This window comes from uncultured Acetobacteroides sp. (assembly GCF_963667355.2).
GTDB lineage: Bacteria > Bacteroidota > Bacteroidia > Bacteroidales > ZOR0009 > Acetobacteroides.
On sequence record NZ_OY763328.2, the window covers coordinates 1,211,203 to 1,224,204 of the forward strand.

Annotated in this window: 12 protein-coding genes; 10 read left to right on the top strand and 2 right to left on the bottom strand. The window is 50.6% G+C overall.

Annotation, left to right across the window (positions count from 1 at the left end; genetic code table 11):
* Positions 1-129 precede the first annotated feature (129 nt).
* Positions 130-918 (bottom strand): 16S rRNA (adenine(1518)-N(6)/adenine(1519)-N(6))-dimethyltransferase RsmA, encoded by a 789-nt coding sequence (gene rsmA, locus ACHZA1_RS05125; RefSeq protein ID WP_320054158.1) that lies wholly within the window; start codon positions 916-918, stop codon positions 130-132.
* Positions 919-977: 59 nt separating this feature from the next.
* On the opposite strand from rsmA, the gene ACHZA1_RS05130 reads away from it, so the two are divergent.
* Positions 978-1,955 carry a lysylphosphatidylglycerol synthase domain-containing protein gene (locus ACHZA1_RS05130; RefSeq protein ID WP_320054159.1) on the top strand — a complete coding sequence of 326 codons (978 nt, stop codon included), beginning with the start codon at positions 978-980 and terminating at the stop codon, positions 1,953-1,955.
* 2 nt (positions 1,956-1,957) lie between these two features.
* Here the strand turns inward: ACHZA1_RS05130 and ACHZA1_RS05135 are convergent, their stop codons facing one another.
* Positions 1,958-2,905: a diacylglycerol kinase family lipid kinase gene (locus ACHZA1_RS05135; RefSeq protein ID WP_320054160.1), complete on the bottom strand. Its 948-nt coding sequence runs from the start codon at positions 2,903-2,905 to the stop codon at positions 1,958-1,960.
* 205 nt (positions 2,906-3,110) lie between these two features.
* Between ACHZA1_RS05135 and ACHZA1_RS05140 the strand changes: the two genes are divergently transcribed.
* The 9 genes from ACHZA1_RS05140 (at position 3,111) to ACHZA1_RS05180 (ending at position 12,935) form a co-directional block, all read left to right on the top strand.
* Positions 3,111-3,908 (top strand): AAA family ATPase, encoded by a 798-nt coding sequence (locus ACHZA1_RS05140; RefSeq protein ID WP_320054161.1) that lies wholly within the window; start codon positions 3,111-3,113, stop codon positions 3,906-3,908.
* A 23-nt stretch (positions 3,909-3,931) separates the two neighbouring features.
* A complete protein-coding gene (locus ACHZA1_RS05145; RefSeq protein ID WP_320054162.1) occupies positions 3,932-4,846 on the top strand; it encodes a ParB/RepB/Spo0J family partition protein in 915 nt (304 codons plus the stop codon).
* Positions 4,847-4,863: 17 nt separating this feature from the next.
* Positions 4,864-5,814 carry a DUF5683 domain-containing protein gene (locus tag ACHZA1_RS05150; RefSeq protein WP_320054163.1) on the top strand — a complete coding sequence of 317 codons (951 nt, stop codon included), beginning with the start codon at positions 4,864-4,866 and terminating at the stop codon, positions 5,812-5,814.
* Positions 5,815-6,077: 263 nt separating this feature from the next.
* Positions 6,078-7,475, top strand: coding sequence for a LysM peptidoglycan-binding domain-containing protein (locus tag ACHZA1_RS05155; RefSeq protein ID WP_320054164.1), 1,398 nt, complete (start codon positions 6,078-6,080; stop codon positions 7,473-7,475).
* Between the two features lie 94 nt (positions 7,476-7,569).
* The gene (locus ACHZA1_RS05160) at positions 7,570-8,436 is read left to right on the top strand and encodes a diacylglycerol kinase family lipid kinase (RefSeq protein ID WP_320054165.1); all 867 of its coding nucleotides are present in this window, start codon (positions 7,570-7,572) and stop codon (positions 8,434-8,436) included.
* Positions 8,437-8,454: 18 nt separating this feature from the next.
* On the top strand, positions 8,455-9,354 hold the full coding sequence (locus ACHZA1_RS05165) for a DMT family transporter (RefSeq protein ID WP_320054166.1): 900 nt from the start codon (positions 8,455-8,457) through the stop codon (positions 9,352-9,354).
* Between the two features lie 2 nt (positions 9,355-9,356).
* On the top strand, positions 9,357-10,073 hold the full coding sequence (aat, locus tag ACHZA1_RS05170; protein WP_320054167.1) for a leucyl/phenylalanyl-tRNA--protein transferase: 717 nt from the start codon (positions 9,357-9,359) through the stop codon (positions 10,071-10,073).
* A gap of 550 nt (positions 10,074-10,623) precedes the next feature.
* The gene (locus tag ACHZA1_RS05175; RefSeq protein ID WP_320054168.1) at positions 10,624-11,763 is read left to right on the top strand and encodes a glycosyltransferase; all 1,140 of its coding nucleotides are present in this window, start codon (positions 10,624-10,626) and stop codon (positions 11,761-11,763) included.
* Between the two features lie 17 nt (positions 11,764-11,780).
* On the top strand, positions 11,781-12,935 hold the full coding sequence (locus tag ACHZA1_RS05180; protein WP_320054169.1) for an ABC transporter permease: 1,155 nt from the start codon (positions 11,781-11,783) through the stop codon (positions 12,933-12,935).
* Positions 12,936-13,002 lie beyond the last annotated feature (67 nt).

The window sequence follows — 13,002 nt, forward strand, 5'->3', positions numbered from 1 at the left end:
ACGCAATGGCATGGGACGATGCCGAAATCGAGCTTTACGGCAAAGAGATTGGCCTTGCCGCTCCCGAAACAGGATGTGCTGCCAACGAAATTGGGGGCAGGGGGAAGGAAATCGGCCTTGGTCCAAGGGCTACTGCCCCTGAACCAGATGCTGGCCGACGTGGTTGGTTAGGTCGACAAACTGGGCCACCGACAGCCGCTCGGGGCGCTCGCCGTAGAGCGGATGCTCGGGGCAATCGCTGGCAACAAGCGGCTTCACCGTGTTGCGAATGGTCTTCCGTCGATGGTTGAAGGTGGCCTTGACCACCTGCTTAAACAGTTTTTCGTCGCAATCGAGGTGCGCTACCGAGTTGCGGGTAAGGCGTATCACCGCGCTTTTTACCTTGGGTGGCGGGTTGAAGACGTGCTCGTGCACCGTAAACAGGTACTCGATGTCGTAGTAGGCCTGAAGCAGAACGCTCAGGATGCCGTAAGTTTTGGTTCCAGGCGGCTCGGCCAAGCGCTCGGCAACCTCCTTTTGCAGCATGCACACCACTTCGTCAACCAGGTCCTTATGCTCCAAGATCTTAAAGAAGATCTGCGAGGAGATGTTGTAGGGGAAGTTCCCGATCACCCCAAACTTTTCGGGGAAGATGCCGTCGAGCTTCATCTTCAGGAAATCGCCGAAGATTAGGTGCTCCTTGGCGAACTCCGGATACTTGGCCGTTAGGTACTCCACGGACTCGCCATCAACCTCGGCGGCAAAGAGCTCTAGGTCGTCCCTTTTTATAAGAATGTCGGTTAAAACCCCCATTCCAGGGCCTATCTCCAGCACCTTTTTGTACGAGGCGACCTTCAGGCCGTTAACAATTTCCTGGGCAATGCCAAGGTCTTTCAGGAAATGCTGACCGAGGTTCTTTTTGGGGCGCACATAGTTCATCTGAATTCTTTTACTTAATTTAGGCACAAAATACGGCAATTAAAGAACACGCAAGGCACATGCTCGACAGATTTATCAAAAAAAAACGGCTAGTGGGGATATCCCTTAAAGTAGGCATCGCCGTTTTGTGCATCTACCTCCTAGCCGTAAAAATCAGCGCGGCGAACGTGGCAACCGCCCTCGCGCAAATCCAGCACACCAACCCGCTGGCCCTAGCCCTCCTACTGGCCGCCATCACCCTCCTTTTAGGCGTAAACCTTTCGCTCGAAACCTACAAGTGGCACCTGTTCGTGGCCCCCTTTGGCGTTTCGTACTTTAGCGCGCTCAAGCAGGTGCTCGGAGGAATGGCTGGAGGTATTGTTTCGCCGAATCGGATTGGCGACCCTATAATAAGGAGCTTCTTACTCCCCAAAAAATTTCGCGTTCGGGGGCTGCTTCCCGCAACGTTTTGCAGCTTCTCGCAGCTACTGGCCACCGCCATATTTGGCTCCATTGCGCTCATCAACATGAGTTGGAAGTCGCTCCCCGGGATGCCCAAGCTGGCCATCACCCAGCTCATTCTGGTATTCCTGGTGGTGGTGCTGATCTGGGTGGCCATGCGCTTCTTCGAAAATCGCATCGGCAAGATCCGCATTTCCAAGGCGCTGCTCTCGGTCGCCATTTCGTTGATGCGCTACTTCGTATTTTGCACCGAGTTATGGCTGATATTCCTGGTATTCTCGCGCGAGGTACGCTTCGAGCCCATGTTCTTCGCCATAGCCCTAACCTTTCTGGCCAACTCGGCAATTCCCTCATTCTCGTTCACCGAACTAGGCGTTCGAGCCGCAGGCGCATCCGTGTTTTTTCCAATATTTGGGATCGATGCGAGCATCGCCGTGATGTCAACCGTGCTGCTCTGGGTGGTCAACGTGGCCATCCCCTCGCTCCCGGGCATACTGTACCTTTCCGCCCATGGGGTATCGCTAAGCGACCTGCGGATATTCAAGAAGGAAGCCATAGAAAAAGTAATGCCCAAAGGCGAAGAGGCCGAGCGCTAAGCCTACTCCATCTCGTTGAAGTCCCTCCCAACGATAACGTTAATTCCCTTGGCAACAACGGAGATGTCAAACGGCGAATAGCCTACACTCTCGCCATCAACCTCGATGGGGATTTGGGGTATTGAATGAATGGCGATATCACTTCCCCGGTGGCCAGTTATGCGAGAGTGCCGATGAATATGCCCATTGTAAAGTATTGGCATATTCCACAGCACGTTTAAGCCGCTAATCTTTCGAATAATGGTGACATCGAGCAACCCGTCATTGGCAATAGCATTAGGCATCTGAATCATACCCCCACCATTATACTTACCTACTCCAAGCGTTATGCTATAGATCTCGTCGGAAATCGGATCGCCGTCGATGCGCATCGCAACCTTAGACGCCTTGTAGGTAAGCACCGACTTTATCATACTGATAACGTACAGCCACTTGCTCTTTTTACCTGCCTCCTTCAGCCGATTAAAGCCGATAGCCACATAGCCATCAAACCCGATACCAACCGCATTCGCGAAATAGCGCTCGTGATGCACCTTCGCCTCGTAGAACTTTACCAGCCCGACATCCTGCAGAAACGAGCGCCCAAACTTTATGGCATCAATGGCATCGGCATACGTGCGGGGAATGCCGTACATCCTAATCCAGTCGTTGCCGATACCAAGCGGCATCATGGCCAACAGCACATCGGTGGTTGCCACCTCCTTCTGAATGAAAATGCCGTTTACAATCTCGTTTAGCGTGCCATCGCCCCCCACGGAGATGATCTTTCGGTAGCCACTTCGTATAGCCCGCACCGTCAGTTCTACAGCATGGTACTTCTTTTGGGTGAACACGTGGTCAAACTCAACGCCCGCATCGGTTAGCATCCACGAGATTCGTGGCCAATCGACAACTGCACGCCCCTTGCCTGCCTTAGGATTTACGATTGCAAACCATTTACCATTCGCCATTCTCAAAATATCTTTAAAACTAATCGAACAAAGTTAAAAAAAAGATGAGTTGTCAACACAAAATCGACACCTGATTAAAGGGTGAAAAAAAGTAATACCTTTGCAGGCGGACTTCGAGTTCGAAAATAGCAATCGATATATGCCACATACATATATTACAGTTTTATTGCTATTATTGCAGTCAATAATAAAAAACTATTAGGGAATGGCTAAAGTAATTGCGTTAGCAAATCAAAAAGGTGGGGTTGGTAAAACAACCTCTGCGATTAACCTCGCAGCGAGCCTTGCTGTACTTGAGAAAAAGGTCTTGCTGATCGATGCAGATCCTCAGGCAAATGCCACCTCAGGAAACGGCTTCGACTTACGTACCATTAAAACCAGTATTTACGAATGCTTGGTTGATGAAGTGGACGCAAAAGACATCATTCTTCACTGCGAGATCAACGGGTTAGACCTTATTCCTTCTCACATTGATTTAGTTGGTGCCGAAATCGAAATGCTCAACCTTCCTAATAGGGAAAAGATGCTCAAGTCGGTTATTGAGAAAATCCGTGACCAATACGACTATATCCTTATAGACTGTTCTCCTTCGCTTGGGCTTATCACCGTTAACGCGCTAAGTGCCGCCGACTCGGTAATCATCCCCGTTCAGTGCGAGTACTTCGCGCTCGAAGGTCTCGGAAAACTTCTGAACACCATCAAGATTATCCAAAGCAGGCTTAACCCACAGCTTGCCATCGAAGGATTCCTCCTAACCATGTACGATGCCCGCTTGAGGCTCTCGAACCAGGTAGTTGATGAGGTTAAAAAGCACTTCCAACAAATGGTATTCGACACCATCATTCAGCGCAACATCAAGCTAAGCGAAGCCCCCAGTTACGGCAAGCCAGTTCTGCTCTACGATGCTTCATCGACAGGAACAACCAACTACCTGAACCTTGCCAAGGAACTTCTTCAAAAGAATGAAGCCGTAAAAGAAGCGCACGAAAAAGAAACTGTATAAAACACAATATCCACTACGATAGCATGAGTAAAAAAATGGCGTTAGGCCGAGGTCTAGGTGCGCTTATTGAAGAGGCGTCAACAACGAGCAACGCACCTTCGCCAACTCCGACCGAAAGCGTTTTACCAAAATCTGAACTTATCAACGAGATTGAGATCGAAAGAATCGTTCCCAATCCGCTACAGCCACGTACACACTTTGACGAGGAAGCACTTGCCGAGTTAGCCGCCTCCATCAAAGAACTTGGCATTATCCAGCCAATTACCGTACGCAAAGTTGAAAACGACCAGTACCAGATCATCAGCGGAGAACGCCGCTTTAGAGCGTCAAAGTTGGCAGGGCTAAAGAGCATTCCTGCCTACGTTCGTACTGCCGATGACCAAGGAATGCTCGAAATGGCATTGGTCGAAAACATCCAACGTGAAGATCTTGATGCTATCGAAGTAGCAATAAGCTACCAGCGCCTTGTTGACGAATGCTCACTTACCCAAGAGATGCTCGGCGAACGTGTAGGCAAAAAACGTAGTACCGTAACCAACTACCTCCGTTTGCTAAGGCTTCCTGCTGAACTTCAGCTGGCTATTCGACGCCGCTTGCTATCGATGGGCCATGCAAGAGCATTGGTAAACATCGATGACCAAGATTTACAACTTGAAATCCTTCGCAAAATAATTGAGGAAGATCTCTCAGTTCGCCAAGTTGAACAGCTTGTTAAGAAGCTGGCAGAAGGCAACGCTCTAGAAGATAAAAAAGATCAAGAACAAGATATGCCAGAGCCATACTTTAAACTTGTTGAGCACCTCGAAAAGATGTTTTCGTCGGATATCAACATCAAAAGAACGGCAAAAGGCAACGGCAAAATTATCATTGGCTTCAAATCCGACAAAGAGATCAACTCTATACTGTCTAAATTTGAGCAACTCGAAGGTTTGCTTTAAGGTTTAAAACGCGTACATTGAAAAAAAGTGCTCTACTACTTGTTGGCTTTGTAGTTTTTTTGCTCCCCCTTGTAGGGCTTTCGCAAAAAAAAATAAAGGTTGAGCAACCGCAGAAAAAAGATTCCCTATCCATTGTCAAGGTATGGGGACTAGCGACTATTTTGCCAGGGTCTGGTCAAGTAATCAACAAGCAGTACTATAAGATACCTGTATTCTACGGTGGTATTGCCGGGTTAGGATACATTGGCTACAAAAGCAACCTTCTGTATCACGAATCATACAATAAGTATAGGATTGCTTCAGTCGAGTTATCTAAAGATTTCTCCATAGATGGAAGTTTTAACACCATCTCGAAAAAGGCTCTTTACAGAAACAACCTCGTAGGTATCGAGAACGATTATACCCGATTTAAGCAGTACCGTAATGTTTGCTACATGGCAGCCACTGCGGTTTATCTGCTAAGCATAGCCGATGCTGTTGTAAACTACAACGACCACCAGGAACATTCCCCACAAAAGGCAACCATACTTTCGGCGGTATTCCCTGGCTTAGGTCAGGTTTACAACAAAAAGTATTGGAAGGTTCCTATTCTTTACGGAGGATTTGCAGCATTAGGCTACGCAATATCTTTTCAGGGCAAGGAGTATCAACGTTACAAGCTAGCATACAACTTGGTTACCGACAAGAATCCAGAAACCATTGATGAATTTGAGGGTAAAAGATCAGCCGATGAGCTAAAGTCAGCCCGCGATTACTACCGAAGGAATCGCGATTATGCGATTTTAGGAACCGTCCTACTATACGCCCTTAACATCATTGACGCAAACGTAGATGCTACCCTATACGACTATGAGGTAGATGACAACCTGTCGCTTAGGGTTGTTCCTACCATACTAAACGAGAACTACCTAGTTGCCCAAAAAGGCAGTCCTTTTGCCCCTGGATTAACAATGTCGCTGAACTTTTAACCTAACCCAAACTAACATTAGCCCCTATGCCAAGCACTAAGAGCGCTATTTTTTTCTTCGCTACGATTATCCTAATAGGATGCTTGACAGCAAACCAATGCAATGCAAAATCGATTGCTACCAGAGATGATAAGCATTTAGCAATAGATGAGGGAAAACTAAGACAATTCGAAAAGGGAATTGACAGCCTTCTCCTAGCAAGAACAGAATGGCAAGTATTGGATACAACCAACCTTGCCGCTGATTTTCTAAGCAATGAGGAAATGGTTAAATCTGACATTCCCGACTCTGTATTCATGAAGCGACTTGCTAAGGTACCATCACTAATTGATTTGCCTTACAACAACGTTGTTCGTGCATCAATCTTATGGTATATCATCCGCAAGAAAAACGTTTCGGAGAAAATCTTAGGACTTAGAGAATACTACTTCCCAATAATAGAGCAGACACTAGACAAGTACGATCTCCCATTGGAGCTTCGCTATCTCCCAATAATTGAGTCGGCACTCAACCCTATTGCCGTATCAAAAGTTGGCGCGACAGGGCTTTGGCAGTTTATGTATGGCACTGGAAAGCAGTATAAGCTTAACATTTCCTCTTTTGTTGACGAGCGACGCGACCCTGTAGCAGCGAGTGAAGCTGCGGCAAAGTTTCTAAAAGACCTTTACAAGATATACCACGACTGGACGCTGGTTATTGCAGCCTACAACTGCGGTCCTCGTAACGTGAACAAGGCAATTAGAAGGGCTGGAGGCAGCAAAAACTACTGGGAGATCTACAACTTCCTTCCAAAGGAAACCAGAGGATACGTTCCAAACTTTATTGCAGCAGCCTACCTCGTAAAGTTCTACAAAGAGCACAAGCTCATCCCCCGTACCATGCCGTTGCCTCGAAATACGGATTCAATTCAGGTAAACCGCATGCTTCACTTCCAGCAGGTATCCGATGTGCTCGGCATTTCTGTTGATGAGCTCCGCGAGCTAAATCCTCAGTATAAGAAGGACATCATTCCTGGAATAGAAAAGCCATATACGCTTGTACTTCCTACAGGTATATCAACCGCCTTTATTGCTAAAGAAAAAGATATTTACGCAAAGGACTCAATCTACTTTGTACAAAACAACTTTCCAACGCTAATGGCTTCTTCTGGTTCTCCAAGCCAAGCCGCGGATTTAGGAACAAAGAAGATCTACCATAAAGTACGAAAGGGAGAGACCCTTGCCTCCATTGCAAAGAAATACGACATTGAGGTTTCGGCTCTTAAGGAATGGAACAAGATCTCGTCGAAGAAGGGCAAGCTAAAGAAGGGACAACGGTTAGCCATATACGAGGCAGCTCCTCTGCTAGCCCAAAAGGTGGAGAAGAAGACCATTAAAAACGAATCTGAGAACAAGAATAAGGCTGCGGCATCCGATTCTATTAAGGTTGAAACGGTACAAGCAATAAACGTAAGCGCAAACGAGCCCGCAAAACCTTACGTTGCTAAGGAGCAGGTAGAGAAAGGCTCTGTAATACGCTACACCGTAAGGAAGAACGACAATCTTTGGACTATCGCTCAAAAGTATAAGGGTGTTACCCCAAAGGATATTCAGAAGGCAAACAACCTACGTTCGCCGAGAGATCTAAAAGCAGGACAAGTACTCAAAATCACAATAGATTAAGCGGGAATCCCCGCTTTTTTTATTTTCAATATCAAAGCAAACTCTAAATAGACCTGCTATATTTGCTGCCGTTTTAATAAGCAGAAGCGTAAACATGAAAGTTGCATTCATCATAAACCCCATATCTGGAGGTAAGGACAAGGCGAAGCTCCCTGAGATAATCAACAATACTGCCTCAAACAACCATATCCAAGCCGATATCGTATATACCGCCCGTGCCAACCATGCTGCCGAGCTAGCTCGCGAGCTTATGGCTGATGGGTACAGCAGAATTGTGGCTGTGGGTGGCGATGGAACCATCAACGAGGTGGCACGCGAGCTGGTGGGCAAGGATGCTGAGCTTGCCATTATTCCGCAAGGGTCGGGAAATGGGCTGGCACGCCACCTGGGCATCCCGCTTACCGCCCCCAAGGCGGTGGAGGTGGCTCTTCTACACCCATCGCAGCGAGTAGACGCGGCGTACATCAACGGGGTAGCCTTTTTCTGTACGGCTGGCGTTGGCTTCGATGCGCTCATCGGAAACCGATTTGCGGAGGCTGGATCGCGCGGCCTGACCACCTACGCCAAGGTGGCGATCAAGGAGTTTTTCGGCTATAAGCCCAAGGCATACACCATCACGGTAGATGGGCAGAGGTACTCGCGCAGCGCCTTCCTGATAACCGTAGCCAACGCATCGCAGTATGGCAACAACGCCTACATCGCTCCGCAAGCCGATCTTCAGGATGGAATTCTGGATGTTGTGGTAGTTACCAAGCTGCCGCTCATTTCGGGTCCTGCCTTTGCGGCTAAGATGTTTCTGAAAAAAATTGAATCCAGCCAATACGTAGAGATCATCAGGGGGCGAAACATCACCATCGAACGCGAGGAGGAGGACTACATCCACTTCGACGGCGAGCCTGGACGAATGGGGAAAACGCTGGAGATATCCGTACAGCCATCGAGCCTAAAGGTGGTATTCTAGCAGTAAAAAGGCAGCATCATGAAAAACAGCCTACTGGTTTACACCGCCGTAATCCTAGCCATACTATTCTGGAGCCTATCCTTTGTGTGGTATAAAACGGCGCTGCTCTACTTTACCCCTACGGGGATAATTACCTTTCGCCTCACCTTGGCATCGGTAGCGCTGCTGGTAGTTGGGCTGCTGCTCCGGCAGGTGCAGCGGCTCCAGGCTAAGGACCTGAGGCTATTCCTGACCATGGCCTTCTTCGAGCCATTCATCTACAGCCTTTGCGAGGCCAACGGGCTAACCATGGTATCGTCGACGCTGGCCGCGGTTATTGTGGCAACCATTCCGCTCTTCACGCCGCTTGGGGCGTTCCTCTTCTTCAGGGAAAGAATCAGCCTACAAAACGCCATCGGCATACTCCTGTCCGTAGTAGGCGTAGTGCTTGTTGCCTACCAGTCGGGCAGCCAGACCAAGGGATCGCTTCTGGGAATCGCGCTGATGTTCGGGGCCGTGGTTGCCGCCATTGGCTACGTTATTAGCCTAAAGAAGCTAACCCTGCGGTACAACTCGTTCAGCATCGTCACCTACCAGAGCATTATTGCCGCGCTGCTCATGCTCCCGGTATTTCTGGCAACCGACAGGCTCAGCGCGTCGATGTTTACGAGCGAGGCGCTGGTCCCCATCCTCAAGCTTACCACATTTGCCTCGATCATCGCCTTTCTGCTTTACGCGTACTCGCTGAAGCACTTTTCGATTGCCAAGATAAACGTCTTCCTCAACCTGATCCCCGTATTTACGGCGATTGCGGCCTACTTCATGCAGGGCGATCGGTTCAACGCCATCAACCTCGTTGGGATTGCCGTGACGCTAGCGGGGCTGTACGTCTCGCAGGTAACCCTAAATGCCCGAAGGGCGCCTATCGTAAAACGCTAGCCATGCCTGTTTACATCCTCAATACCGAATACCTCAACTTTCCCCCGGTGGAAGACGCCGAGGACGATGGAATGATTGCCGTAGGGGGCGATATTACGCCCGAGCGGATGCTGGTGGCCTACTCCGAGGGCATTTTCCCCTGGTACGATCCGGCCGATATCCCCGTTTGGTACTGCCCCAACCCCCGCTTTGTGCTCTACCCGCACCGGCTTAAGGTGTCGAAGAGCATGCGCCAGCTGCTTCGGGCGAAGAAGTACACCGTAACGTTCGACACCTGCTTCGACGAGGTGGTGCGCAGCTGCGGCACCATTGCCCGCGAAGGCCAGGAGGACCCCTACAACACGTGGATTTCGGATGAGATGATGGCCTCGTGCCACGCGCTGCACCAGCTCGGCTTCATGCACTCGGTGGAGGTGTGGGACCAGGATGGAGCGCTTGTGGGTGGCCTCTACGGAGGCGTTCTAGGGCGATGCTTCTTCGGCGAGTCGATGTTCGCCAAGGCCAGCAACGCCTCCAAGTTCGGCTTCATCATGCTGGTGAAGAACCTGCAGGAGCAAGGGTTTCAGCTGGTCGACTGCCAGATATACTCCGACCACCTCCTTTCGCTCGGCGCCGAGGAAATCCCCCGTCCGCGCTTCATGGAGCAGCTCAAGGCCAACATTGATGAGGTGAAGAAGGAGGATTGGACCAACCGGTTCCGTACCGACTTCGAGTTCTAGGCCTTGGGGGCAGGAGCCGCAGCCCCCAAAAGCCAACCATCCCCCTGTACAGCCCTTCGTTTAGGTTCAGAACCTAAACGAATACGTCCAGGACCTAAACGAATACGTTCAACATCGATGCTTTTGGGTGAATTGACGATGCGTTTAGGTTGATCGACGAAGCCTTTAGGTTAATCGACGGTCGGTTGGGATAAATCGACGATATTTTTCGATTCCGAACCTAAACGGACCATTAAAAGACCTAAACGGATCATTCCGGAACCGAAACCTCGGGCCTCGAAACCTAAACGGTGCGATAAAAGACCTAAACGGGTCGTCAAATGGGCGGACGGACGCGCCGCCGGAACTATCACCCGGGATCAAACACCCCAAAGGCGCGCCGCTGAACCTATCCGAACCATTCCAGAACCCGAACCTCGGGCCTCCGAGCCGATACCAGGTGGCGCAGCACCCCGCAAGGCCAGTGGAGCACCGCCAAGGAGGGATGAATCCTCGGAGCAGGAGCAGCAGTTCCCCATTATTTGTTAACTTTCGAAAATTTTTTGGGGATATGGTGCTACTTATTGCCGTAATGGCGCTCTACTTGGTGATGGTTGCCGCATTTACGGCCGGGTACAGCCGTATTCGGGAGCATAAGCCTATCCCCAGCCAGCACCGCTACTTCATCACCATCGTCATCTGCCTCCGCAACGAGGAGCAAAACATCGCCCACCTCTTCGAATCAATCCGAGCGCTAGACTATCCAACAAGCTACTTCGAGGTGGTTGCCGTAAACGACCACTCCACCGACAGCACCGAGCGCGAGCTCGACCACCAATGCCAGCAGCACCGCAATCTTCGCGTCGTAAACCTACCCCACGAATCGGAGGGAAAAAAGGCCGCCCTCTCGGCCGGCGTATCGGCGGCCCGCAGCAGCATCATCGCCATCACCGATGCCGACTGCCGCCTGCCCAAGTACTGGCTCGCGAACATCAACAACCTCATTGGCGCAAAAGCCGACATCGTATGCGGGCCGGTTGCCTACCATCCCACCACCTTTTTCGAACGTTTAGCCGCCGTTGAGTTCGCCAGCTTAAGCGCATCGGGAATTGGTGCCGCCGGAATCGGCATGCCCATCTTCTGCAATGCCGCCAACATGGCCTTTCGCAAGGAGATATTTATGGAGGCCAACCTCAACCCGGAACAAACGCCATCGGGCGACGACGTTTTCCTGCTCCACTACGCCAAACAGCACCACAGAACGATTCGGTTCACTGCAGGGCGCGACAACCTCGTAACCACCAATGCCGACAAAAACCTAAAAGACTTCATCAACCGCCGCAGGCGCTGGGGCTCTAAAACAAAGTACTACAGCGACCGGAGCGCTAAGGCCGTAGCCATCCTTGTCTTCCTAGCCAACGCCGCCCTCCTTTCGTGCGCCATCGCGGCAACAATCAACCACGCCCACTCGACGCTGGCAATTACCCTATGGGCATCCAAAATGATGCTCGACTACGGCTTACTAGCGGCTCATTTCCGAGCGAATGGCATAAAAAAGTGGGCTAAATATTTTCTGCTTTGCGCGGCTCTTTACCCAATCTACATTACCTTTACGGCCATTGGCAGCACGACATCAAGATTTACATGGAAAGAGAGGAGATACAACGATCCGAAAGCCAGTCACCCTGGGCACAATCATGGAGAAAGCTAAAGCGCGACAGATGGGCAATGATCTCCCTCTGGTTTATCATCATCGTAAGCACCCTAGCCCTGCTAGGATACTTAATTGCGCCAGACTCTAGCCCCAACTCCAACAGCCAGCATCTCGAAATTGCCGTACAGAAGCCGGGGTTCAGCACCCTAGTTCTTCGCCTTCCCAAAGCAGCGGTTCCAAAAGAAGTCGGCCTCTTCGCCAAGCTGACCAACGGGAAGGAATCGGCCTACAAGGAACTCGCCATAAACGCCTATACCATCCGCGGCGGATACATCTACGCCAAAGAGTTTACGGCCTACCCGAACGAGCAACCCCTCGAGCACCGCTATACGCTTGCCGAAATGGCGTACCCCATCGACAACCCCAGCACCGTAGCCATCCGCAACGGCAAATCATACTTTACCACCATTGATGGAACAAGGCTCGCCATCGACAACAGCACCCTTGCCAAAACCGTACAGGAATCACAGATCGTTAAGCGGTCGTACCTCCTCGGAACCGACCGGTATGGGCGCGATTTGCTCAGCCGCATGCTTATCGGGGCAAGGGTATCGCTATCGGTAGGCATCATTGCCGTAGCCATATCGCTGCTTATCGGAATAACCCTAGGCGCCGTTGCCGGCTACTTCAGGGGATGGGTCGACAACGTAACCATGTGGTTCATCAACGTAATTTGGAGCGTCCCCACCCTTCTAATGGTAATTGCGGTAACGCTAGTTTTGGGGAAAGGATTCTGGCAGATCTTCATTGCCGTTGGGCTTACCATGTGGGTAGAGGTAGCCCGAATTGTTCGCGGCCAGGTGCTCAGCATCCGGGAGAAGGAGTACGTAGATGCCGCCCGCGCCCTAGGATTTGGCGATTGGAGGATTATCATCCGCCACATACTCCCCAACGTCATGGGGCCCATCATTGTCATCTCCGCCGCCAACTTTGCCTCGGCCATCCTCATCGAGTCGGGGTTAAGCTTTCTTGGCGTCGGCATCCAACCGCCAATGCCATCGTGGGGAGCCATGCTAAAGGAGAGCTACGCCTACATCATACTCGATGCCTCGTACCTCGCCTTCATCCCCGGAACCGCCATCATGCTCATGGTACTTGCGTTTACCCTCTTAGGAGATGGCCTCCGCGAGGCATTCGATGTAAGCAAGGGGAACACCGACAAAAAGTAGCCTACAGAAAGCGAAGTAAGCATCGCATAACAAAAAACAACCCCGAACCAAAAGTTCGGGGTTGCAT

What these genes read in the sequence shown, in the direction of transcription:
- rsmA (WP_320054158.1), bottom strand. Translation starts at nt 918, where the DNA reads ATGAACTATGTGCGCCCCAAAAAGAACCTCGGTCAGCATTTCCTGAAA.
- ACHZA1_RS05130 (WP_320054159.1), top strand. Translation starts at nt 978, where the DNA reads ATGCTCGACAGATTTATCAAAAAAAAACGGCTAGTGGGGATATCCCTT.
- ACHZA1_RS05135 (WP_320054160.1), bottom strand. Translation starts at nt 2,905, where the DNA reads ATGGCGAATGGTAAATGGTTTGCAATCGTAAATCCTAAGGCAGGCAAG.
- ACHZA1_RS05140 (WP_320054161.1), top strand. Translation starts at nt 3,111, where the DNA reads ATGGCTAAAGTAATTGCGTTAGCAAATCAAAAAGGTGGGGTTGGTAAA.
- ACHZA1_RS05145 (WP_320054162.1), top strand. Translation starts at nt 3,932, where the DNA reads ATGAGTAAAAAAATGGCGTTAGGCCGAGGTCTAGGTGCGCTTATTGAA.
- ACHZA1_RS05155 (WP_320054164.1), top strand. Translation starts at nt 6,078, where the DNA reads ATGGTTAAATCTGACATTCCCGACTCTGTATTCATGAAGCGACTTGCT.
- ACHZA1_RS05160 (WP_320054165.1), top strand. Translation starts at nt 7,570, where the DNA reads ATGAAAGTTGCATTCATCATAAACCCCATATCTGGAGGTAAGGACAAG.
- ACHZA1_RS05165 (WP_320054166.1), top strand. Translation starts at nt 8,455, where the DNA reads ATGAAAAACAGCCTACTGGTTTACACCGCCGTAATCCTAGCCATACTA.
- aat (WP_320054167.1), top strand. Translation starts at nt 9,357, where the DNA reads ATGCCTGTTTACATCCTCAATACCGAATACCTCAACTTTCCCCCGGTG.
- ACHZA1_RS05175 (WP_320054168.1), top strand. Translation starts at nt 10,624, where the DNA reads ATGGTGCTACTTATTGCCGTAATGGCGCTCTACTTGGTGATGGTTGCC.
- ACHZA1_RS05180 (WP_320054169.1), top strand. Translation starts at nt 11,781, where the DNA reads ATGATCTCCCTCTGGTTTATCATCATCGTAAGCACCCTAGCCCTGCTA.